Raw genomic sequence first — 20,163 nt, forward strand, 5'->3', positions numbered from 1 at the left:
GTCTCCCTTCGGCTGCACACTCGGCCTATTACAGTCGTTATAGCCGAAGGTCACGCTAGACTATGACGAGCGTTATAGCCAGAGAGGGAGTGCGGTCGTGGCCGAGTCCAGCACGCCGTCACGCGAGCGCATCGTGGCCGGTGCGGCCGACCTGATCAGCCGGCGCGGCCTGAACGCGACCAGCATCCGGGAGCTGGCCAAGCACGCCAAGGCTCCGCTCGGCTCGACGTACCACTACTTCCCCGAGGGCAAGCAGCAGTTGGCCACCGAGGCCGTGCAGTACGCGGGTGCGGCAGTCGCGCGCATCCTGCGCAAGGAACTGGACGAGGGCCCGGTCGCCGGGCTGCGTGCCTTCCTGGCCCTATGGCGTGGCATCGTCGTCGAGAGCGACTTCCACGCCGGCTGCCCCGTACTGGCCGTCGCCGTCGAGGAACCGCCGGCCGACGAGATCCCGCCAGCCCTCGTCGCGGCCGCCGAGGCATTCGAGGGCTGGGAGCAGCTGCTCGCTCAGTCGCTACGGGGGCACGGCGCCGACCCCGAACGGGCTCCTGGACTCGCGGCCCTGATCGTGGCGTCCGTCGAGGGCGCCATCGCCATGTGCCGCGCCAAGCGCAGCATGCAGCCGCTGGACCAGGTGGCGCAGCAGCTCGAAGTGCTGATTGCCGGCGCGCTCGACGACTCCGCCTGACGGCGAAGGGCTGTCGGGCTCAGGTTTCCATCCCGCCCGGATCGCCTTGGGTCCTCCTCGGTGAACACACCACTCTCCAGGAGGGTAAGGATGGCGAGGACCCCACCGCTGGAGCCCTGGCTGCCTTCGTCGATGACTCGGAAGTCGACCCACCGGATTGCACACGCAACGTCATCCATACGCGCGCGGCTCGACTCACGCCCGGTGAACCTCTCGACAAGCATGACCATGCTGCCGTACGGCACAAACCGAGGCCGTGCCCAATCCGTGCCCGTAAGAGCGGACAACCACGGTCAACAGCGGTGCCATCAGGCCCCGGGAACAACGCCAGCACGGTGAATCCACGCAGGTCAGGTGCCATATGACAGTGCAGGCGCCGTCGCTTCCCAAGCTGAGAGCGCGAGTTCGATTCTCGTCACCCGCTCCATGAGAAACCCCCAGGTCATCGACCCGGGGGTTGTTTGTTGTCTAGACCGGTGGGCGGGGCGTGCACCACATCCGCACCATAAGCGCGCTGCTAGGTGCCGGTGGGCTTCGGCTTGTGGTGCGCGCGGCTGTCGCTGTGGTGCTTCGCACGCTCCGCGCGGACCATGTCGTCGAGCCCGGCCGCGACATCGCGCTGCCGCTCCTCGTCGGAGTGCTGATAGATCAGCGCGGCTTTCTCGGAGGACTGGCCGGCCCGGACCATCGTGTCTTTGAGGGTGGCGCCTGAGCGGGTCGACAGCGTGTGGCCGGTGTGACGAAGGTCGTAGAAGCGGAAGCCGTCCGGGAGGCCGGCGACGGTCCGGGCGCGCCGCCACTTCCGGCCGAAGGAGGTGCGCCGGAAGGGAGCGCCCTTTTCGCCGACGAAGACCAGGCCGTCGGGTCCCTTCTCGGCGAACCAGGCGAGGTGCTGCTTCACCTCCTTGTGGAGGAAGGCGGGGAGAACGACGGCACGAACACCTGCGCCGGACTTGGTCTCACCGGGGGCACGTTTGCCGTTTGTCCGCTCAGGCTCGGCGACGCGAACGTGGATCACCATGTTGTCGGCGTCGACGTCCCGGCGGCGCAGGCCTGCCAGCTCCTCGGGGCGCATCGGGCCGTACGCGCCGAGGTAGACCATGAGCCGCCAGCGGATGCCGATCGCTTCGGCGAGGGCGTCGACCTGGGCGACGGTGGCGATGCGCCGTTCGGCAGCCGACTCCTTGCCCGCGCCCTTGATCCGGCACGGGTTGCGGCTGATCAGGTCGTCGTCGACGGCCGTTCCGAGGATGCCCTTGAGGAGGCGGTATGCCTTGGCGACGGTGGTCTTGGCTGTGGTGGTGCGGAGCCGCTCAGCCCTCCACTCGCGAACGCGGGGAGCGGTGATCTCATCCAAGTCGAGTCCACCGAAGGTCGGGAGGATGTGGAGACGGAGAAGGTGCTTGTACAGGTCCACGGTACGAACGGCCAGCTCCCGCTCCTCGACCCATTTCTCGGCGTACACAAGGAAGTTGACCGCTCCAGCGTCCGGAGCGCGCCAGTCCCCGCGGCTGAGGTCTGCCTCGACCTGCGACAGCCAGATCTCCGCGTCCTTCTTCGTCTCGAAGGTCTCGTCAGCGCGGATGCGCTCGCCGTCGGTGCCGAGGTATGACGCCGTCCAGCGGCCGGACCGGTACTGCCGCACCGCACCGAAGCGACGTCGCCTCCCTTTCTTGTTGGCCATCAGGCAACCCTCCGGAGCGTCGTGCGGCGGAGCCTGATCGGCTCGACGGTGCGGGACTGGATGAACTCTTCGACCGCGCTCTCGGGGATGCGGACATGCCGGCCGAGCTTCACGTACCGGATGCGCCGCTCCTCGATCAGCCGCCGGGGGAAGCGGGCGGTCGTGCCGAGCAGCTCGGCGACCTGGTCGACGGACAGGTAGCGGTCGGTCATGCGGTGGGTTCTCCTTCCGTTCCGGGGGCGGGTTCGAGAGATGCGGCAAGCCAGGTCTCGGCGGCGCTGAGGCCGGTTCCGGCGAACACCCAGTGGGCGAGGACGAGCGTGCTGTCACCGTCCTGCGGGACGGGCGGAGCCGTCTGGGCGCGGCGCCATTCGGCGCGGGCGTCGCGGAGTGCGCCGAGGGTGGTGGAGTAGCGGCGGGACTTGGTGGAGAAGTGGCCGCGGAAGCCGAGCATGTGTGCCCAGGCGCGCAGGCGGAGGTATTCCAGCTCCTTGCGGGCGCCGAGGGTCCAGGCGGTGCGGATCATGCGGCGGGCGTGTTCGGTGATCCGGGCGTGTGCCAGCTCGGCGAGGAAGCGGATCGGCCGGTCAAGGGTGCCGGTTGCTGTCTCGGCGCCCTTGGTGGCGTACTTGGCGATGTACGCCGCTACGGCCCGCTCTGTCAGCTCCTGGTCGAAGTCGGCGGAGCGGATCGGTCGGACGTCGAGCTGTCGCCCGAAGGCGAAGGTGTGGGCCCGGCCGTCGATCACCGGGCCGTCGACGCGGGCGGCGGTCGCGGCGGCGCGAATGGCGTCCGACAGAAGCTCGGCCGTGGCCCAGGACGGAGGCGGAGTGTCTCCGCCCTCCGGGCCGTCGAGGCGGATGACCGCGTGGAAGTGGACGGCGCCGCGCTTCTGGTACTCGGCCACCTTGGCGAACGAGACGCGGGCATGGTCGCGGAAGGTGCGTTGGGTGAGGCCGGCGCGCTTGGCGACCTCCCGGCGGAGGTAGATCGAGAAGCGCCGCCACAGGGCCCCGGCATGCGCGTTCCAGAGGACGGCCGCTTCATAGTCGTAGGTGTCCGGGTCGAGCGGCGTGCCGAGCGCCTCGTCGTCCTGGCCGTGGTGAACGCCGCAGCGGCAGGGTCGCCCGTCGGTGCGGCGGTTGTGGACCGGGCCGAAGCCGGGTGCGGTGAAGGTGGCGAAGACGCGGGGGTGAGTGGCGACCCGGTCAGGGGTGCCCTTGCCGCCCCGCAGCCCGGCGGTGATCAGGTGGTAGGTGTCGCGGCGGTACGTCTCGGCGCAGGCCGCGCAGCGCGTTGCGCGGCGGTTGTTGCATCGGACCAGGAGGTGGCCAGCGGGGAGGGCAGCGGAGTCCAGGTGGTGGAGGATGCTGCCGATCTCGCCCGTGCGGGTGTCGACGTTGTACTCGGTGCGGTGGCCGTCGAGGCGTATGGGGTGGGTGCAGCCGCCCAGGCCCGCAAGCTGTCGGGCGAGGGCGGGCATGGTGCCTAAGGCGGCGAGGGTGCTCAGCTCCGCCAGCGGGGGCGGGGTCGAGTGGGTAAGGATGGGAGTCCCTTTCGGCTGTTTCGGTGGTTGGGAGGGAGGCCCCGGGGCGGCGGGATGCTTGGCGGCGTTTGCCGCCCCGGTGGCCGGTCAGCGCCTGTTGGCGCCGTTGACGAGGGAGCGCAGGACCACGGCGGCGATGGCCACGGAGACGGCCGTGACGGCGACAGCCGCCAGGAGCGCGGTGAGGACGATGCCGACGACGACCACGGCGGCGGCCGCGCCCACGTAGGGGGTGAGCGGGCGGCCGGCGGACGGCACCGGAGCCTGCACCCGGTGCTGCTGCGTGGTGAGCGTCGTGGGCAGGTGCGGGGTGTCGGGCAGCTGCGGGCGGAACAACATGGCAAACCTCCTTGTCACTTGTCGGTGCCGTTGACGACGCCGACTCCGGTGCGGGTGCCGGTCTCGATGGCCGGGGCGAGGAAAGTGTGCGAGAGCCAGAAGCCGAACAGCGCGATTACGACGGCGACCCACAGGCGGACGCCGAGGAACTTGATCGCGGCCCAGGCGATGACGCCGAGGACGAAGACGAGCGGGAGTGAGACGGTCACGGGATCTCCTCAGCGGACGCGGCAGCGGTGGGTGCGGGCGGCCAGCTCGGCGGCGGTGCGGCTGTCGTAGTCGTTCGAGAAGCCGCAGCGCGGGGCCGTGCAGACGGCGGTGTGCTTCTCTTGGCCCCGGCCGTCGTAGTAGGTGCCGACCTGGACGGGTCCGATGCGGACGACGCGGCGGAAGCGGGGGTTGGCGGGCATCAGGGCAGCTCCTTCGAGTCCGGGTGGTTCTCGCCGGTGAAGTCGGCGACGTGGTCGAGCAGCCACCGCCGGATCTCCTCGCCCTCGTACTCGTCGGCGGTGAGGATCACGGGTTCGGCGATGAGCATTGCTTCGGTGAGGCGGTTCTGGCGGGTCAGCTCGGCAGCGCGGTTGAGGGCGCGGAGCGTGGACGGACGCATGTGCGGAAGTACTCCTGGGTTCAGGTGAGTTGGGTGGCGATGGCTTCGGCGAGCGGCAGCGGGACGCCGAGCCGGGCGCGAAGGGTCGGGGTGTCGATGGGTGTTCCGGTCCGGGCGCGGTGTTCGTCGGCGACCTTGCGGGCGTGGGCGACGAGGGCGGGTGGGACAGGGGTGGCGGGCGGCGGAGCCGGTTCGGGCGCCGCTTCTACAGCGGGCGGTTCAGGCGCCGGGATCGAGGCCGCCTTGGGCTCTTCTGTTGAGCCGTGGGCGAGGAGCGTGCCGCCGAGGAAGGCGACCGCGGGCCATCCGGCGACGAGGATGCGCAGCCAGGCCGGGACGGCGTCCAGGTCGAGCAGGCCGGCCGTGGCGATGTTGGCCCCGAGCGACGCGGTCAGCGCGACGAGGAACCAGCACCACCCGGCCGCTTTCGACCCGCCTGAGCGCAGTCGCCGCCAGGCCGCCACCAACAGCAGGTCGACGGAGACCGGGTAGGCCCACGCCTTCCAGCCGTCCTGTCCGGCCGCTGCGGCCAGGTCGTGCAGGTGGGCGAAGGACAGCGCGGCGGCGATCAGGGCTTGGACGAGTACGGCGTCGAGGCGGACGGGCAGGGAACGCACGGCGCCACTCCTTCCGGTTCCGGGCATGGCGGGGGTAGGGATTTGGCGCGGGACGGCCGCGCTGGCCGATGGAGCGAGTTGGTTACTCGGCGACCGGGCGCGGAGTGGCCGTCGGCGCGGATGCCTCAACGGGCACGGGCGGGACGTACGGCCGGAAGGGCGAGAGCGCCGGTACGTCCGGGGCGAGATGCGCCGAGTCTCGGCAGGTAGCCGCAGCATCGGCGAGCGACAAGTACGGGGTGCGGATGCGGGACCAGCCGCCGGAGGTGTCGCCGACGACGGCCAGGCCGGGCAGTTCGGGAGCAATGGAGCAGGCCGCGTCAACCGCTTCGGGCGCGATGTCGCCGAGAGCCATCTTGGCGGAGGCTTCGTCGTTCACGCGGTGGCAGACCCGGCCGGTCAACTGCGCGCGGAGCATGGTGGCTCCCTTGCCGAGTTCGGCACCGAAGCGCTGCCCGCAGACTTCCAGGTAGATGCCGGCTGCGCGGCCGAGCTGGGCGAGGCGGATAAGTTGGGTAACCATCTCGTCCCGCCGTTCCTCGTCCTTGCGGGTGGCGACGAGGAAGAGTTCGGCCACCTCATCGACGAACAGCACGATGGGAACGGGCCGTTCGCTCTCAGGCAGGCCCCAGACGTCCGAGGCGATCTCCTCGTCCGGGGTTCCGGGCGCGATGCCCTGCCGGGCCTTGATCAGGTCGTATCGGTCCTCCATTTCCTTGACCAGGACCGGCAGCAGCTCAGCCGCCTCGTCCGGGTCGGTAGCCAGCGCGGAGAGCCGCGAGGCGAACGGCGCCAGCTCGACACCGCGCTTGCAGTCGATGCCGACCAGGGCGACGGGTTGGGCCGCGAGACCGGAGATGAGGTGCCGGAGGTACATGGACTTGCCGGACAGCGTGGCGCCGAGGACGAGTTCATGGGGTACGGCGCGGTAGTCGCGGACGAACGCGGTCGCGTCCTCCCGCAGCGCCACCGGCACCCGCAAAAGCCCGCTGCCGACGCGGCGAGGCATGCGCACCTTGCGTAAGACGTCGTAGCCGACGAGCCGAAGTTCGACGACACCGGGCTTGACATCCCGCACGTACACGGCGTGAACTCCCCAGGCGTGCCGCAGCCGTTCGGCCGAGGCGGCCACGTCCGCCGGTTCCTGCCCTGGAGCGAGCCGCAGCCGTACCCGGAGCCCGGTTGAGGTGGGCCGGATCATCCCCCGACGCGGAGGAACCGGCCGCACCTCACGGCGCGTCGTGGCCCGGACGGCCAGTGCCCGCCAGCGGGACGGCTCGACGGTCAGCCCGCAGGCGTCCATGGTCGAGGAGTATGAGGCCAGCAGCCGGGCCACCGAGAGCGGCAGCCCGACCGTGGGCCAGTACGCCGCCGGGTGGGCGTGCCGGGCGTAGGCCGCGCCGCCTATCACGGCGAGCGGTCCGCCCAGCTCGGCCAACGTCACCAGGTCGGTCACGTCGATCAGCCCGCCTGAGCCATCTGGAACGCCCCGGGCATGACGGCCGTGGCCCGGTAGGCGATGCCGTGCCGCTGCTGCCCGTTGAACACGCTCTGCCAGGGCCGGGCGACGAGGCCGGGGAGGGAGACCGGGGCGCCGACGGCCAAGCCGTCCGTCACACCGCTCTCCGGGATGGTGACCTGGATCAGCGACGACTCACCCTCGTCGATGTAGACGACGCCGATGGTCATGAGCGCCTCACCGCTCACGGCGTCCTTGGCGATCTCGCCGGTCTGCCGGTCGCGCACCTTCGGCGCCGGCGCTTCGGTGAGCAGGATCGTCGCGGTCGAGGCGTCAACACGGATCACGCGCACAGAGTTTCTCCTTCTGAGTCGACCAACTCGCCACCTGACAAGTTGACTTAGCAAGCTCGAAGCTAGGGATGCCAAGTTGACTTGTCAAGCTAGAACGGTTGGCCATCGGATCGATCCACAAACTCGGTTTGCTGGAGTAGCGCGACCGGCCAAGCTGGGAGCATGCCTCGCCGAATCACGTTCGTGCAGCTCAAGACGGGCTACGACACCGACCGCGGACCGTCGTGGATCGGGTGGGTGGACTTCTCCAAGAGCTGGAAGACCGCCTACTTCCAGGGGCGGACCCTGCGGCGCGCCACGGGTCTCGGCTTGTTCGACGCGAACTTCTACGACGTCGAAACCGATGAGGCTTTCTGGATCTCCGGACCGAAACGCGACCGGAGCGACACACGGTACGGACCGGAAGGGCCGACCGTGGAGGACGACGCCGCGGACGCTTACCGAGCGTTTCTCCAGGGGGCACCGCTTCCCGGCCGGGAGGACGGCTAGCTCAACCGGACGGCGTGACCGAAGACCACACGCCGAACCACTGCTCGGAGCCCCACTCCTCGAACCGCTCCACCTCGGTGAACCCCAGCTTCGCCGCCAGGCGCATCGAGCGGCTGTTGGCGGTCTGGGTGCAGAGCACCACCGGCTCGCTCGGGAGTGCGTCGGCAAACCAGTCGAGCGCCGCTGCGCACGCCTCGGCGGCGTACCCGCATCCCCACGCCTCCGGCAGGAACATGTAGCCGAGCTCGGCGTCCCCGCCATCCGGACGGACGTGACCCGGACGCTCTGCGTCGCGCCGATCGAGCGTGATCGAGCCGATCATCGCTCCGCCGAGATCGATCACGAAAAGGCCAGGGCGCCGACCGGGTACCTCAGGCATCGCACGTTCGAGCTCATCACGCGGTCGAGGGCCACCGAGGTAGGTGTGCACCTCTGGGCATGCGAACAGCTCGATGAACGCCGCACGATCCCGGGCCTCGGACTCGCGGAGCACGAGCCGTTCGGTCCTTATCGGAGCAGGTGGCCAGGCGACGGGTCCGAGTTCAGCCATGGCGGGCAACCTATCGCACGTCCGTGAGAGTGATCCGAAGACAAGACCCAGCCCTGGACCGGGCTCAGTTCAGGCGGTAGGTGTCTTCCAGCTCCTGCCGATCGGCAGGAAGCAGTACGTCAGAGACTTGCAGTGCTTGGCCGGAGGCGTCGCACGCGACGACAAGGACGCTCAGCACCGGAACGCCGTCCGGGACGTCAAGAAGCTCGGCTTCGGCAGGCGCAGGAAGGCGGGCCGATACCCGTTCCGTCACGTGGTCGAAACGGACCTTCTTGCGTGCTTCCAGGTGCGCGCGAGTGCTGCCGGTCAGAGCGTCGGCACTCTCCAGTTCGGTGCCCTCGACCAGGCCGGCGGGAAAGTACGACGAGACCAGCTCGACGGGTTCGCCGTCCTCCACGACGAGGAATCGGCGCATAAGGACCTTGGCCCGCTTCGGCAGCCCGAGCACGGAGGCGACGCGGGCCGGAACGGGGACGTGACCGACCTCTACGAGTCGCCCTGGGGACTGCGACTCGTCACGCGCGAGCGCCTCACTCCCCCGGCGGTCCTTCTGCTCGACCACCGCCGGACGCCCCCGCACGATCGTGCCGTACCCCTGCCGTGACTCCAGCCAGCCGTCACGCTTCAGCAGCTCCAGGGCCCGGACGACGGTTGGGCGGGACATCCCGAAGGCCTGCACCAATTGGTTCTCACTGGGCACACGGGTGCCGGGCGGGTACGTGCCGTCCTCGATGCGCTGCTGAATGGTCTGAGCGAGGCGGACGTACTTTGGTGCCTCCACTTCATACGCCATGAACGCCGCCGCCTGTCGAGATTGGCCAAGTCAACTGGTCAACCAGACTAGCGACGAATCCGCCGGCGCAGTACCAAGGGAGGGTATTGCCCTTACGACGGCCAGGCATCGGCGACCACGAAGGAGACCACCGTCCCGCCGAAGCGACTGGGCCCGGAGTGCCACGACTCGGCGATCGAGTCCACCAGCAGCAGCCCCCGCCCGTGCGCGTCGTTGGCATCGGGGCGCCGGAGCCGCACGTTCGCCGGGAAACCGGGGTTGTGCACCTCGACCCGGAGCGAGGTCTCCTCCCGGAACCACTCCACCCGCACCTGCCACGGCTCGTCCGCCTGCCCGTAGCGGATGGCGTTGGTCACCAGCTCCGAGATCATCAGCACGCAGTCCTCGACCGAGCAGGCCGGGTTGTACGGGGCGATGAACTTCCGGAACCAGCGTCGAGCCCGGGGGACGGACTCCGGGGTCGGATGCAAGGTCATCGCTCCGAGCCGCGGGGAGTCCTCACAGGGGTAGCGGTCGATCGTGTAAGCCATCCGCGCTCACTCCTTGCCGCTGCCGTCGCAGTCGAGGCAGCGCCGCTTCGATGTGGCACGAGTGCGGTCGGCGGCAGCGGCGAGCGCCAGGGACGTACGCGAACTGACACGCTTCCAGCCACGCCCACGGCAACCCCGGCAAGGTAAGTGAGCTCCCTGGTCCGGCCGCTGACTCGTCACTCCGTGCCCCCTTCCGATCAAGTGGCCTTAGCCACTTACTGGATAGTGGCATTAGCCACTCGCGGCGCGCAAGCAGTTCCGTCGAAGTGACGAGCCATCAGGTGAGTGGGTATCCCTGCTCGAACGCCCAGCGGTGCGGTGGGTAGGTGGCTTCGGCGAACTCCAACGGCCGGTCCTGGAGGTCGAAGACGACGTGATGCACGATCAACACCGCCGAGCCAGGCTCAAGCTGGAGGTCTGCCACCTCCTCATCAGTCGCCTGCCGAGCACACATGCGATCTTCCGCGTAACTCCCCTGCCGCCCCGTCATGTTCTCGACGTACATCAAGGTGCCCTCTTGGATCCGCTCCGGCTCCAGGAGCTTGGGCGCCCGCTGCCCGACGTCCGGCGCGAACCACGAAGTGGACAGCGTAATGGGCCCATCCTGGTTGTTGGTCACCCGCCGGCGATGCACGGCCCGACGGTCCTTCACCAGGCCCAACGCCTCAGCAACGTGATCCGGCGCGTCCAGCCACCCAGCCGACGTGATCACGGCGTACTCACCGGGCGTGTAGATCTTCCCGGTCTGCCGGGCCCGCCCGTACAACTCCCGTGCCCGCCGGTTCACTTCAAGGCTCCGCACGTACGTGCCGGACCCCTGCCGCTTCTCGACGAGCCCCTGATGGCTCAGCGCTTCCAGCGACCGCGCCGCCGTCGGCCGGGACACCTTCCAGTCCGCCGCCAGTTGCCGCTCCGAAGGGACCTCGTCTCCGGGCCGCAGGTCGCCCCGAAGGATCTGATCACGGATGAAGTGCGCGATCTGGAGATACTTCGGCTGCGCCTCCTCAATCTGAGGCATGTCCCCTCCTCGTCCAAGTGGCTATAGCCTCTAGCCACTATAGGGTGACTGGTCAAGGCCCCGACCCCGTAGTCTTGGGCCCATGACGCGGTTGATCGTCGCAGCAGGAGGAGGGGGCGACGCAGTCGCCGCCGCAATGCTTCACACCGCTCTATACGGCGAGGACGACCAGGCGGTGATCCTCACGTACGCGTGGGACCGCTTGCTGATCGACCCGGTACCAGGCCCCCGAGGACCAGAGAACTTCACCGGCCTCCAACCCCTCACCCCAGCAGTCTGGGCAGTGCCGGCCAAGGCCCGCCCGATCGCTCCGGCGGGCTCCACCCTTCCCCGACTCGCAACAGAACTCCCGCACACCTTCGCGCTGATCGACCCGCACCACGGAGTCGAGGGCATCACCCGCCAACTCGAAGAGCTACTAAGCCACTTCTCACCGGAGTCGATCGATCTCCTGGACGTAGGCGGCGACATCCTCGCCCGAGGCGATGAACCGACCTTGAAAAGCCCGCTTGCCGACGCCGTCACGCTCGCCGCGTGCTGCCAGGTGAACGCACCGATCCGCCTCCTGGTGGCAGGCCCCGGCCTGGACGGTGAACTGCCTCCCGATGAACTGCGCGACCTGCTCGGCCCACTGATCCACACCTTCACGGCCAAGGACGTTGAGCCGATCAGCTCGGTCCTGGAGTGGCACCCCTCCGAGGCAACCGGGATGCTCGCGGCGACAGCCCGAGGCGTACGCGGCACCTGCGAGATGCGGGACGCCGGACTCCCCGTCCCCCTCACCGACGAAGGACCGACCGTCCATGAGGTCGATCTGGACGAAGCGCTGAGCCGCAACCGGCTGGCCCGCGCCATCATGACGACCGCCACACTGGACGAGGTAGAAGCACACAGCCGCGAAATCTGCGGCTACTCGGAGATCGACTACGAGCGCAACAAAGCCACATGGCTCAAAGAGCAGCCACCGGTAAAGCTCGACCCCCAAGCCGTGCTGGCCCAACTCGACCAGTTCGAGGCCGAGGCCCGGAACCGCGGAGTCACCCACACGACGTTCCGCCGCATCACCGAGGCGCTGAACCTCAACGGCTCCCTCCGCGAGGACCTGCGCCAACTACTTATCAGCAGCCGCCCTGAGCAGTACGCAGCCCCTTTGTGGAACATCACGGCCGCCAGCACCCACCGCACGAGCCGGACACCATGAGCGTCTACGGCAGCGATCCAAACCTCAACGTGCAGGACGTCACCGGCAACGGCACCGAAGTCGACGTTGCCACCAACCTGCTGAACGGCGACATCAGGCTCTCGATTCTGTGGACCCAAGAGATCCTCTTGTCCGCCGATGCGGCCGAGCAAGTAGCCGAAGCTCTTCGACGAGCCGCAGCACAGTCCCGCAGCATCACAGCCGCCCCAACCACCGACTGAGTAACAACCTTCTTCACTGGTTCAAGGCGGCTCGCTCCGCTCCCCGCGCGCGGCCCGGCCCCCGGCCGGGCCTGCGCTCCTGCCTCCGTCCCGCTCCAGCCCGGCCGGCGCCCGTGCCGCGCTCAGAGCGATCAACCATGAGATGCCGAAGCAGGGGTTCATCGCGGCTGCGGCGGTCGGCTACACGGCTTTGCGCAGCCACTCTGGCGCGTGCCTCGAAGATCACGGCCCCAAAGTCGTTCTACCGACCTCACGCCGTGTTCAGGCCCGCATGCCGCCCAAGTGCTTCCAGATCGAGTACAGGCGATCGCCGCAACTCGTCTCGGAATAGAGTGCTCTTCAATTTCCTGAGCGTATTAGCCTTGCCGCTCAACCTAAAAGTCCATTTGCCGTCCTCGAGGTCAAGTACGTGCAGCCCCCGCTTCAAGCGCACATCTGAGTACTGACTTAGGTCGAGAATGTACGCCTCATACTTGACTCCCTGGCGGTGCTGGTCTGAGAGCGTAGCCTGAATCAGATGCGCAAACCGGAGGTCAACGAGGCGTGCAAGAGTCTCATAGGCCGGGAGGGATTTTTGGGCAACATCGACGCGGAAGTAGGTGTACCCCTCTCCCCGAACATACGACGAAAGGTATTCGAGAGCCGAGGTCAAAGAATCGGCGTTATCTGCAGAAACATCCTGCTCTAGATCTCTCAATTTTCCTCGCGCCGCCTTACCGGCGGCATCTGCGACGTCTTCCTGTCCGACCTCCCGAGCGTTTGTCCGGGATCTAGCTGCCACGATCGAAGAGGCGAAAAGGTTCAAGTAATCCCTAGGTACACCACCTGAACCGAGAATCAGCCTGCCAAGCGCCGCATTACGGGTGATACTCGACGGCTTAGCGATCCCCACAGTTTCCGTGTAGTTCGTAAGCACGGACTCCAAGAACCTCTGCGTGGCCTCAGGATCTTCCAAAGTCACGTCCAGATCGATCTTGGATGCGTCATGCGGAATTTCAATGCCGATATGCGAGGATGGCTCGAAAGGCCGCGTCAAGCGTTCGATGCTCGCAACCTTCAGCCAGCCATCACAGTCGCGCAGCATGCTAGTCAAGTAGTCAAGCAGATGCGGTTGCGCGGAGATGGGAAAAAGGTAGAAGTCATCGAGATACAGGTACAGGCGAACGATCCCCGCTCGCAGGACTGTCCGCAATCCCCTATTCAGATCAGCGATGGTTTCGCCGAGCTCTGCATCTCCTTCAGCGGCCCGGAGAGATGTGACTTTCTCGCCGAGATCCTTTAGGCGAGCGAAGGAATCACCCTGGGAAGTGCCTGCGTGCTGAATCAAGGAGGTTAGTACAGTCTCCGCAATCATAAGGAAAGCGGAAGATGAGTTCATTAGCCGCAGGGTGTGGGCATTCATCCACGCCGTTACGTGCCCTTCTCTCTCGGCGAGACGCTTAGCCTCAAGAAGGAGCGCGGTCTTCCCTACACCACGTCGACCGTAGACGAGGTGGTGACGTGACGCACCAATAGCGGCCAGACTAGCCCGGGGATCTTCCATGTACTTGAGACTGGGAAGTGCGTCAGATGTGCGCGACCTAGCTTCCAACAGCTGGATCAGCTGGTCAACTTTTGAAGAGGCGAGGACACTCTTTGGCGTAGAGACCAGAGGCTTTTCAACACTGGTACGGTGCGGCCTAAAGGTGACAGCGAGAGATTCATTTTCCGTATCGTGGACGGAATTTAGTTCTTGCTCAATAGGTCCAGCCAGACTCTGCGCTGCCGCTATCGAGTCTTCGTCCACCCAAACAAGAAACCATCGTTCGCCAGGAAATGACCTTTCCTCAACACGCACGATGGGGATGTCTGCATCGTCAAGTACCCGAGCGATTCGGGCTTCGTAATCACTTGCCGACATCAGATATATCCGTTCGTCAGGGCGAAAGATTCGCACATCTGGACAAAGTTGGCCGCTGTTGCTGAAAGTGCACGAGCATCGTTTTCCCAATCGGATTCGTTGATTGGGTAGATGTCATAATCAGCCTGATTGCGCAGCAGGCGGGCATCCACGAGTTCAGCCTCACGCAAGACCGGGCTATCGATGCCCGCCGGGAGATTCCGCGGAAGGATGTTGTGGCGCTCGTGATCGTCACCTTTAATTTCCGCGAAAGCGATGGCGCGCGCCGCTTGATACATTGCGTAGTAGAAACGACTGATGGCCGATCTGTATTGTGTCGCAAAAAGTAGAGCGTCACCCGCTCGGAGATGCCCTCCCGCTAGAAGCAGACGATCCGAGACGATCTGCTGCAGCAGTTGAGCCGTGGGGAACGGATATTTGCTGCCACCTACTGGAAGTGCCGATATTGTCGCACTCTTGCTGGTGGAAATGTGCAATAGCATTTGATCGGCAAGCGTGACTGTTGGCATGTAATCTGCGCTACCCCCTGCGGAACCCTGGCCAGCGCCACAAGGGTGGTCGGCCCCGACAACGTTCCACACTACCCACCAAGCGATTGGCTCACCCAGTGTTTGCGGGATGGCTTGTAGAAGGTGCGTGCGTCACAGGGACCCCACGTCGTTCAACGAGCGCCTGCACTCACCGCACCACCCCAGCCGAGGGCCCGCGCACCCGTCCGTCACGGGCCGGCCGTCGCGGCTTACTCTGGTCGACGACACAAGCCAGTAGCGTGGCTGAGGTCGGTGGGGGTGCAGCGAGGCATACGCGTGCGTGGTCGGTCGACGCACCCGCCGTCGTGGCTGACTGTCGTCGGCTGAGGCTCAGACACTCCGGGGCCCAGCTCCGCCAAAGGACGTTCGAGGCGAAGAGGCCGTGCCATTCGCGTGCCAGATCCTGCGGGGAACCACGGGAACTTGCCCCGGGTGCGACCAGGACTCCAACATCGCTCCGCCGCAGGTCACTGCTGCAACCGCGGCCAAGAGACCCGAGCTTCCCAAGCTGAGGACCTTGGAGGCGAACAGCTCCAGGTTGCCTTCACGGGCCGGCCGTCGCGGCTTGCTCTAGTCGACCGCACCGGCATCGTTGCTGAGCCCGGCGGGATACTGCGACGGGCGCCCCGGAAGATCCGACGGACCGTCATGAAATGCCGAGGTTAACGACGCTTCGGTTTCTCCTTGATCTTCGCGGCCTTGCCGCGGAGCTCACGGAGGTAGTACAGCTTGGCGCGGCGCACGTTGCCGCGGGTGACCAGCTCGATCTTCTCGACGATCGGGGTGTGCACCGGGAAGGTGCGCTCGACGCCGATGGAGAAGGAGACCTTGCGGACCGTGAAGGTCTCGCGGACACCGGCGCCCTGGCGGCGGATCACAACGCCCTTGAACTGCTGCACACGGGAGCGGTTGCCCTCGATGACGCGGACGTGGACGTTGACGGTGTCACCTGGGCGGAAGGCCGGGACATCGGTGCGCAGTGACGCGGCCTCGACCGCCGCCATCAAGTGTCCGGCACTTGCCTTGCGCGGAGGTGTTGCCCCTGGAGAATGCGGGATGCCGTTCGGCACTGGACCTTCCTTAAACGATGGCCACTTCTATCTCAAGAGTGCGTTGTGCTTTTGGACGTATCTGATGTAGCCCTGAATGGCGGCCCATACAGTCACTGTTTCGACCGCCAGGAACGCAAGCATCACAAAGATTCCCAACACCAGAGACGCCGAAAAACAGTCGAGCGTCACGCGAAGCATGAGGGGGATGGCGGCAAGAGAGGAGTTCCCCCAGAATTGATGGTACCTGTACTGCTCGTCGACGATTGTGCGAAAACCTTCATGTCGATTACCGCGATGAAGATTCCTGTAGAGGTTGGCGGCAGGTCTATGACTCTTGCAGATTTTCTCCTCGTACAGGAGGGCTCGAATTGGGGTGAGGGTAAGCCCAACCGCAAGTGAAGCCATGAGGAGCAAAAGAAAGAGGCCGATATTAGAGCCGGAAGTCCTGAATGTCTTGAAGGTTTCCGCAGCCTGGTGGTTCCAAAGACTGAATCCGTAAAGCCCAATTAGCCCCGGCAAGAAGAATGCAATCAAGAGGCCAAATGTCGTCACGGTGAAGTCTTTGGCTTGCCCCATTCGCACTCCGCTAATGTTGGCTAGTCCTCGCGCGGTTGGACGTCTGCGCCATTATAAGAAGACGACAATCGATGATGCGGGAGCGACATCAATTGTTGGTCCTTCTGGGCTACTGATCGATGTTCTTTAGGTACCGCGACCAGAGCGGCTGGCCCGCGGTTGCACTCTTCCAAGTCGGCGCTCGGCGTACCGCCACGCGATGCCCCCTGGCCAAGCCTCGGGCGACTGGCCGAGGCATAGCCGTAGGCGGTGGGACCATAACGGTGAGTGCCTATATACGTGGCAACAGCGACGTACCATGGCAGACCGCCACAAGGCCACCTGAGGGGGCGCCCACTATCGCCCTGATCAGCGTGCTTGTAGTTGTAGCGGCAACGTCGTGGCGACGGAGAGCCCCAGCGATCCTGGAGCGCCAGGAGCAGCAGGCCGCCGTACAGCAGCCGGGTACCGCAACCACAGCAACTACTACCGACTGGTAGCAGCCCCCAGGGCCTCTAGGTCAGCCGGAACGACCCGCGTTGACCGGTCTCTGTAGAGCTACAGATCAGAAGGGTGCGGCCGTGGCTACCCAGCACGGCCGCACCACAAGCGCACCAGATCCAGCGGGGAACAGCGGGGCATCACGGTGAAAGCAGCCGAGCCTGGGTAAGGCAGCACCCCGGCCGTCTGACCAGGTCAGCGCCGGAACCAACCCCAAATGATCGCAGCTTCCCAAGCTGAGAGCGCGAGTTCGATTCTCGTCACCCGCTCCATGAAGAAGGCCCAGGTCAGAGACCCGGGCCTTTTTTGCTGTCTTCTGCGATCACTCGCCGCGTGCCAGATTCGTGCCAGAACGGTGATCGTCGGGGGCGGGGATCTCCTGATCTGGCACGCTCGCAGCTTCCTGGCGTGCCTTGCGGACTGTCGCGTCGAGGGCGGCTGCAACTTCCTGCTGCCGGTCGTCGTCGGAGTGCTGGTAGATCAGCGCCGCTTTCTCGGAGGACTGGCCGGCGCGGACCATCGTGTCTTTGAGGGTGGCGCCGGACCGCGTGGACAGGGTGTGTCCGGTGTGGCGGAGGTCGTAGAAGCGGAAGCCCTCGGGCATGCCGACGATCTCACGCGCCTTGCGCCACCTCCGGCCGAAGGTGCTGCGGCGGAACGGTGCCCCCTTCTCCCCCACGAAGAGCAACCCGTCGGGCCCCGGCTCGGCATACGACTCCAGGTGCCACCGGAGCTCGGCGTGCCCAACCCGGCGGTCACTCCGGCGAACCTGCTGTTCAACGTCGTCGCCGGCCTCGGCGCCCTGTGGCGCTACCATCGCGGCGGCGCCCTGCGTGGTGACCTCGCCCGGCGTCTGGTGCTGGGCACGCTGCCCGGCGTCGTCCTCGGCGCCGCCATCCGCGTCTTCGCCCTCCCCGGCCCGCGCGTCTTCCGACTCCTGATCGCCACCCTGCTCCTGCCGCTCGACCTGCAGCCATGCTGCTGCGGTGAGCAGGCGGGTGGCAGTGGCGGGGTCATGTGCTGCTGCCTTCGGTGCGCTGGTAGATGTCGGGGATGTCGTCGGCGTCCTCGTCGAGGTTTTCCTCCTCGTACAGACGCCGGTAGACGCTGTTCCTGCGGCGCAGCAACAGGGTGGCGAGCACGGCGGCGGTGAGCGACGCGATCAGGACGGCGACCTTGATGTGCTCGCCGACGGCGGTGCCCGGGAAGGCGAGTTCGCCGATGAGCAGGGCGACGGTGAAACCGATCCCGGCCAGTGTTGCCAGGCCGAAGATGTCGGCCCAGGCCAGGTCCGGGTTGAGTTGGGCGCGGGTGAAGCGCGCGGCGAGGTAGGTGCCGGCGAAGATGCCGAGGATCTTGCCCACGACCAGACCGACGATGACTCCGAGGGGTTCGGGCGTGGCGAAGACCTTGCCCAGCCCTTCTGCGGAGACGCTGACCCCTGCGGCGAACAGCGCGAACAGTGGAACACAGATTCCGGCGGAGAGCGGGTGCAGCAGATGCCCGGTGCGTTCCCCGGGGGATTTCTGTTCGCCCCCCTCGCGGGTGGTGCGCAGGATCAGTCCCATGGCGACCCCTGCGACGGTGGCATGGACACCGCCGTTGTTCATCAGCGCCCAGACCGTCACACCCAGCGGCAGATACCACCACCAGCCCCGCACCCGCAGGCGCTGCAGGACGTAGAAGACACCCAGTCCCGCGAAGGCCCCGGCCAGAGCCCAGTAGTTGAGGTCGGAGGTGAAGAAGGTGGCGATGATCAGGATCGCGCCGAGGTCGTCGACGACCGCGAGGGTGAGCAGGAAGGCGCGCAGGGCGGTTGGCAGATGGGTGGAGATGACTGCCAGGACTGCCAGGGCGAAGGCGATGTCGGTGGCCATGGGTACTGCCCAGCCGTCCATGCTGCCTCTGCCGGCGGCAGCAGTGATCGCGTACAGGGTGGCGGGTACCAGCATGCCGCACAATGCGGCGATGACCGGCAGCACCGCCGTGGCCGGGGTGCGCAGTGAGCCGACGACCAGCTCGCGCTTCAGTTCGATCCCGGCGACCAGGAAGAACACAGTCAGCAGCCCGTCGGAGGTCCAGTGGCCGACTGACAGGTCCAACCCCAGGGCGGGTATCCCGAAGTGGAAGTCACGGATGGTGAAGTACGTGCTGCTGAAGGGAGCGTTCGCCCACACCAGCGCCACTGTCGCGGCGACCAGCAGGACCAGGCCACCCACCGTCTCGGTACGCAGAGCCCGAGCTACAGCCTGCCGTTCCGGCCAGGAGAGAAGACCTAGGAACGGGGCACGGGGCGGGCTGGCGGCCAAGTCGGCGAACCTCCGGGGTGTCGGCAAAAGGCACACGGCCCTACGGACGCCGACCAGACTTCCCGGCACACCCCGCGTCATCTTGACGCGTTCTTTACACCCTATCCGTGGCAGACCGCCCGGCCCAGTCGATCGAGGATCGTTTCGACCTGCTCGGTGGTGACGTATCCCAGATGACCTTGCTTTCGTGACGCCGGTGAACAGCGGACGTCGGCTCGGTCGACCGATCTTCGACCGCAGTTCGGTCGCGGGCGTCGTCGATGACCACCTGGGTCGGCGGGATGCGAAGCAACCGACCGCCGGCAGTTTGCCGTGGCCACGGAGGGCCGGCTACCAGTGCAGGTCCGCACAGCCTGCGCCGGATGGATGACGCAAGCCGTACGCCTCGGGCGTGAGCGCCTCAGCGGTGTTCGGGGTTGGCCGCCTCGGCACTGCAGCCGGCGTCCCATTCGGAGCGTTGGTTGCCGTGGGCGGGGACGCCGCCCGAGCGCTTGAGCAGAGCGGCCAGGTGCATCAGGTTCCAGGTCATGAAGGCGGTGTTGCGGTTGGTGAAGTCGTTCTCCGGGCCGCCCGAGCCCGCGTCGAGGTACGACGGTCCGGGGCCGGCCGCGCCGATCCACCCGGCGTCGGCCTGGGGCGGGATCGTGTAGCCGAGGTGCTGGAGGCTGTAGAGGACGTTCATCGCACAGTGCTTCACGCCGTCCTCGTTTCCGGTGATCAGACAGCCTCCGACGCGGCCGTAGTAGGCGTACTGGCCCTGGGAGTTGAGCAGTGAGGAGCAGGCGTAGAGCCGCTCGATGACCTTCTTGGTGACGGAGCTGTTGTCGCCGAGCCAGATCGGTCCGGCAAGCACCAGGATGTCGGCGGCCATCACCTGCTCGTACAGCGCGGGCCACTCGTCGACCGCGAAGCCGTGCTCGGTCATGTCCGGATATACGCCGGGGGCGACGTTGTGGTCGACGGCCCGGATCTCGGATGTGGTGACCCCGCGCTCCATCATGACCGCCGCGCTCTTGTCGATCAGTCCCTGGGTGTGGCTGAGCTGCGGGGACGGCTTGAGCGTGCAGTTGATGAACAGGGCGGTGAGGTCGTCGAAGCGGTAGGAGTCGTTCGCGGACGGGGAAGGCGACGTTGCCATGACGGTCTCCCTGGGCGGCGATGAGGGGCGCGTACGGCAGCGTCTCGCGGAGGTACCGTTTTGTCCCCTTCCGACGCGCC

General features: G+C 66.6%; 24 protein-coding genes and 2 pseudogenes. 5 read left to right on the forward strand and 21 right to left on the reverse strand.

Translation table 11 applies throughout. The features are described from left to right. The first annotated feature begins 97 nt into the window (after positions 1 to 97). The gene (locus IE263_RS00765; RefSeq protein WP_184905774.1) at positions 98 to 688 is read left to right on the forward strand and encodes a TetR/AcrR family transcriptional regulator; all 591 of its coding nucleotides are present in this window, start codon (positions 98 to 100) and stop codon (positions 686 to 688) included. Between the two features lie 517 nt (positions 689 to 1,205). On the opposite strand, the gene IE263_RS00770 is transcribed toward IE263_RS00765, so the two are convergent. The 10 genes from IE263_RS00770 to IE263_RS00815 form a co-directional block, all read right to left on the reverse strand. Next, positions 1,206 to 2,372, reverse strand: a complete 1,167-nt coding sequence (locus IE263_RS00770; protein ID WP_189931116.1) for a tyrosine-type recombinase/integrase — start codon at positions 2,370 to 2,372, stop codon at positions 1,206 to 1,208. Then, positions 2,372 to 2,584 carry an excisionase family DNA-binding protein gene (locus IE263_RS00775; protein ID WP_189931117.1) on the reverse strand — a complete coding sequence of 71 codons (213 nt, stop codon included), beginning with the start codon at positions 2,582 to 2,584 and terminating at the stop codon, positions 2,372 to 2,374. Before IE263_RS00775 ends, IE263_RS00770 begins: the two co-directional genes overlap by 1 nt. Then, on the reverse strand, positions 2,581 to 3,855 hold the full coding sequence (locus IE263_RS00780; protein WP_189931118.1) for a replication initiator: 1,275 nt from the start codon (positions 3,853 to 3,855) through the stop codon (positions 2,581 to 2,583). The genes IE263_RS00775 and IE263_RS00780 overlap by 4 nt, the downstream gene beginning before the upstream one ends. Before the next feature lie 150 nt (positions 3,856 to 4,005). Next, a complete protein-coding gene (locus tag IE263_RS00785; RefSeq protein WP_189931975.1) occupies positions 4,006 to 4,254 on the reverse strand; it encodes a SpdD protein in 249 nt (82 codons plus the stop codon). Between the two features lie 17 nt (positions 4,255 to 4,271). Further along, complete coding sequence (locus IE263_RS00790; RefSeq protein ID WP_067240896.1) at positions 4,272 to 4,466, reverse strand: hypothetical protein; 195 nt, start codon at positions 4,464 to 4,466, stop codon at positions 4,272 to 4,274. A gap of 9 nt (positions 4,467 to 4,475) precedes the next feature. After that, entirely contained in the window at positions 4,476 to 4,667 is a 192-nt protein-coding gene (locus IE263_RS00795) for a mobile element transfer protein (protein WP_189931119.1), read from the reverse strand. Then, complete coding sequence (locus IE263_RS00800; RefSeq protein WP_058081260.1) at positions 4,667 to 4,867, reverse strand: hypothetical protein; 201 nt, start codon at positions 4,865 to 4,867, stop codon at positions 4,667 to 4,669. Before IE263_RS00800 ends, IE263_RS00795 begins: the two co-directional genes overlap by 1 nt. A 20-nt stretch (positions 4,868 to 4,887) precedes the next feature. After that, on the reverse strand, positions 4,888 to 5,511 hold the full coding sequence (locus IE263_RS00805; RefSeq protein WP_373311823.1) for a DUF2637 domain-containing protein: 624 nt from the start codon (positions 5,509 to 5,511) through the stop codon (positions 4,888 to 4,890). A gap of 55 nt (positions 5,512 to 5,566) precedes the next feature. Continuing rightward, positions 5,567 to 6,940, reverse strand: coding sequence for an FtsK/SpoIIIE domain-containing protein (locus tag IE263_RS00810; RefSeq protein WP_189931121.1), 1,374 nt, complete (start codon positions 6,938 to 6,940; stop codon positions 5,567 to 5,569). 5 nt (positions 6,941 to 6,945) lie between these two features. Continuing rightward, positions 6,946 to 7,296, reverse strand: a complete 351-nt coding sequence (locus IE263_RS00815) for an SCO3933 family regulatory protein (protein WP_189931123.1) — start codon at positions 7,294 to 7,296, stop codon at positions 6,946 to 6,948. A gap of 162 nt (positions 7,297 to 7,458) precedes the next feature. On the opposite strand from IE263_RS00815, the gene IE263_RS00820 reads away from it, so the two are divergent. Next, entirely contained in the window at positions 7,459 to 7,785 is a 327-nt protein-coding gene (locus IE263_RS00820) for a hypothetical protein (RefSeq protein WP_189931125.1), read from the forward strand. A 1-nt stretch (position 7,786) separates the two neighbouring features. On the opposite strand, the gene IE263_RS00825 is transcribed toward IE263_RS00820, so the two are convergent. The 4 genes from IE263_RS00825 to IE263_RS00840 form a co-directional block, all read right to left on the reverse strand. Continuing rightward, positions 7,787 to 8,335: a GNAT family N-acetyltransferase gene (locus IE263_RS00825; RefSeq protein ID WP_189931128.1), complete on the reverse strand. Its 549-nt coding sequence runs from the start codon at positions 8,333 to 8,335 to the stop codon at positions 7,787 to 7,789. Positions 8,336 to 8,399: 64 nt separating this feature from the next. Continuing rightward, positions 8,400 to 9,128: a GntR family transcriptional regulator gene (locus IE263_RS00830; RefSeq protein ID WP_189931130.1), complete on the reverse strand. Its 729-nt coding sequence runs from the start codon at positions 9,126 to 9,128 to the stop codon at positions 8,400 to 8,402. A 92-nt stretch (positions 9,129 to 9,220) separates the two neighbouring features. After that, on the reverse strand, positions 9,221 to 9,658 hold the full coding sequence (locus IE263_RS00835) for an ATP-binding protein (RefSeq protein WP_073940922.1): 438 nt from the start codon (positions 9,656 to 9,658) through the stop codon (positions 9,221 to 9,223). Between the two features lie 277 nt (positions 9,659 to 9,935). After that, a complete protein-coding gene (locus tag IE263_RS00840; RefSeq protein ID WP_189931132.1) occupies positions 9,936 to 10,676 on the reverse strand; it encodes a GntR family transcriptional regulator in 741 nt (246 codons plus the stop codon). A gap of 82 nt (positions 10,677 to 10,758) precedes the next feature. On the opposite strand from IE263_RS00840, the gene IE263_RS00845 reads away from it, so the two are divergent. Next, complete coding sequence (locus tag IE263_RS00845) at positions 10,759 to 11,877, forward strand: DUF1152 domain-containing protein (protein ID WP_189931135.1); 1,119 nt, start codon at positions 10,759 to 10,761, stop codon at positions 11,875 to 11,877. After that, complete coding sequence (locus tag IE263_RS00850; RefSeq protein WP_189931137.1) at positions 11,874 to 12,098, forward strand: hypothetical protein; 225 nt, start codon at positions 11,874 to 11,876, stop codon at positions 12,096 to 12,098. The genes IE263_RS00845 and IE263_RS00850 overlap by 4 nt, the downstream gene beginning before the upstream one ends. A gap of 250 nt (positions 12,099 to 12,348) precedes the next feature. Here IE263_RS00850 and IE263_RS00855 read toward each other — a convergent pair whose 3' ends face one another. The 5 genes and pseudogenes from IE263_RS00855 to IE263_RS00875 form a co-directional block, all read right to left on the reverse strand. Beyond that, positions 12,349 to 13,884, reverse strand: coding sequence for an AAA family ATPase (locus tag IE263_RS00855; protein ID WP_189931139.1), 1,536 nt, complete (start codon positions 13,882 to 13,884; stop codon positions 12,349 to 12,351). A 113-nt stretch (positions 13,885 to 13,997) separates the two neighbouring features. Continuing rightward, entirely contained in the window at positions 13,998 to 14,507 is a 510-nt protein-coding gene (locus tag IE263_RS00860; RefSeq protein ID WP_189931141.1) for a hypothetical protein, read from the reverse strand. Positions 14,508 to 15,190: 683 nt separating this feature from the next. Then, positions 15,191 to 15,532, reverse strand: coding sequence for a 50S ribosomal protein L19 (rplS, locus tag IE263_RS00865; RefSeq protein ID WP_189931144.1), 342 nt, complete (start codon positions 15,530 to 15,532; stop codon positions 15,191 to 15,193). 93 nt (positions 15,533 to 15,625) lie between these two features. Beyond that, positions 15,626 to 16,156: a hypothetical protein gene (locus IE263_RS00870; RefSeq protein WP_189931146.1), complete on the reverse strand. Its 531-nt coding sequence runs from the start codon at positions 16,154 to 16,156 to the stop codon at positions 15,626 to 15,628. A gap of 802 nt (positions 16,157 to 16,958) precedes the next feature. After that, a pseudogene (locus IE263_RS00875) lies at positions 16,959 to 17,372 on the reverse strand (site-specific integrase); the annotation flags it as partial. On the opposite strand from IE263_RS00875, the pseudogene IE263_RS48145 reads away from it, so the two are divergent. After that, positions 17,370 to 17,600 (forward strand): annotated as a pseudogene (locus tag IE263_RS48145) (TSUP family transporter); the annotation flags it as partial. The pseudogenes IE263_RS00875 and IE263_RS48145 overlap by 3 nt on opposite strands. 49 nt (positions 17,601 to 17,649) lie before the next feature. On the opposite strand, the gene nhaA reads toward IE263_RS48145, so the two are convergent. Further along, complete coding sequence (gene nhaA, locus IE263_RS00880; protein ID WP_189931148.1) at positions 17,650 to 18,945, reverse strand: Na+/H+ antiporter NhaA; 1,296 nt, start codon at positions 18,943 to 18,945, stop codon at positions 17,650 to 17,652. A gap of 400 nt (positions 18,946 to 19,345) precedes the next feature. Continuing rightward, positions 19,346 to 20,083, reverse strand: a complete 738-nt coding sequence (locus IE263_RS00885; protein WP_189931150.1) for a flavodoxin family protein — start codon at positions 20,081 to 20,083, stop codon at positions 19,346 to 19,348. Positions 20,084 to 20,163 lie beyond the last annotated feature (80 nt).

Origin of the sequence: Streptomyces aurantiogriseus, from assembly GCF_014649375.1 — a bacterium.
Classification (GTDB): domain Bacteria; phylum Actinomycetota; class Actinomycetes; order Streptomycetales; family Streptomycetaceae; genus Streptomyces; species Streptomyces aurantiogriseus.

Coding starts and splice junctions, on each gene's coding strand:
- IE263_RS00770 (WP_189931116.1), bottom strand. CDS start 2,372: ATGGCCAACAAGAAAGGGAGGCGACGTCGCTTCGGTGCGGTGCGGCAG.
- IE263_RS00775 (WP_189931117.1), bottom strand. CDS start 2,584: ATGACCGACCGCTACCTGTCCGTCGACCAGGTCGCCGAGCTGCTCGGC.
- IE263_RS00780 (WP_189931118.1), bottom strand. CDS start 3,855: ATGCCCGCCCTCGCCCGACAGCTTGCGGGCCTGGGCGGCTGCACCCAC.
- IE263_RS00795 (WP_189931119.1), bottom strand. CDS start 4,667: ATGCCCGCCAACCCCCGCTTCCGCCGCGTCGTCCGCATCGGACCCGTC.
- IE263_RS00800 (WP_058081260.1), bottom strand. CDS start 4,867: ATGCGTCCGTCCACGCTCCGCGCCCTCAACCGCGCTGCCGAGCTGACC.
- IE263_RS00805 (WP_373311823.1), bottom strand. CDS start 5,511: ATGCCCGGAACCGGAAGGAGTGGCGCCGTGCGTTCCCTGCCCGTCCGC.
- IE263_RS00820 (WP_189931125.1), top strand. CDS start 7,459: ATGCCTCGCCGAATCACGTTCGTGCAGCTCAAGACGGGCTACGACACC.
- IE263_RS00825 (WP_189931128.1), bottom strand. CDS start 8,335: ATGGCTGAACTCGGACCCGTCGCCTGGCCACCTGCTCCGATAAGGACC.
- IE263_RS00830 (WP_189931130.1), bottom strand. CDS start 9,128: ATGGCGTATGAAGTGGAGGCACCAAAGTACGTCCGCCTCGCTCAGACC.
- IE263_RS00835 (WP_073940922.1), bottom strand. CDS start 9,658: ATGGCTTACACGATCGACCGCTACCCCTGTGAGGACTCCCCGCGGCTC.
- IE263_RS00840 (WP_189931132.1), bottom strand. CDS start 10,676: ATGCCTCAGATTGAGGAGGCGCAGCCGAAGTATCTCCAGATCGCGCAC.
- IE263_RS00845 (WP_189931135.1), top strand. CDS start 10,759: ATGACGCGGTTGATCGTCGCAGCAGGAGGAGGGGGCGACGCAGTCGCC.
- IE263_RS00850 (WP_189931137.1), top strand. CDS start 11,874: ATGAGCGTCTACGGCAGCGATCCAAACCTCAACGTGCAGGACGTCACC.
- IE263_RS00860 (WP_189931141.1), bottom strand. CDS start 14,507: ATGCCAACAGTCACGCTTGCCGATCAAATGCTATTGCACATTTCCACC.
- rplS (WP_189931144.1), bottom strand. CDS start 15,532: ATGGCGGCGGTCGAGGCCGCGTCACTGCGCACCGATGTCCCGGCCTTC.
- IE263_RS00870 (WP_189931146.1), bottom strand. CDS start 16,156: ATGGGGCAAGCCAAAGACTTCACCGTGACGACATTTGGCCTCTTGATT.
- IE263_RS00885 (WP_189931150.1), bottom strand. CDS start 20,083: ATGGCAACGTCGCCTTCCCCGTCCGCGAACGACTCCTACCGCTTCGAC.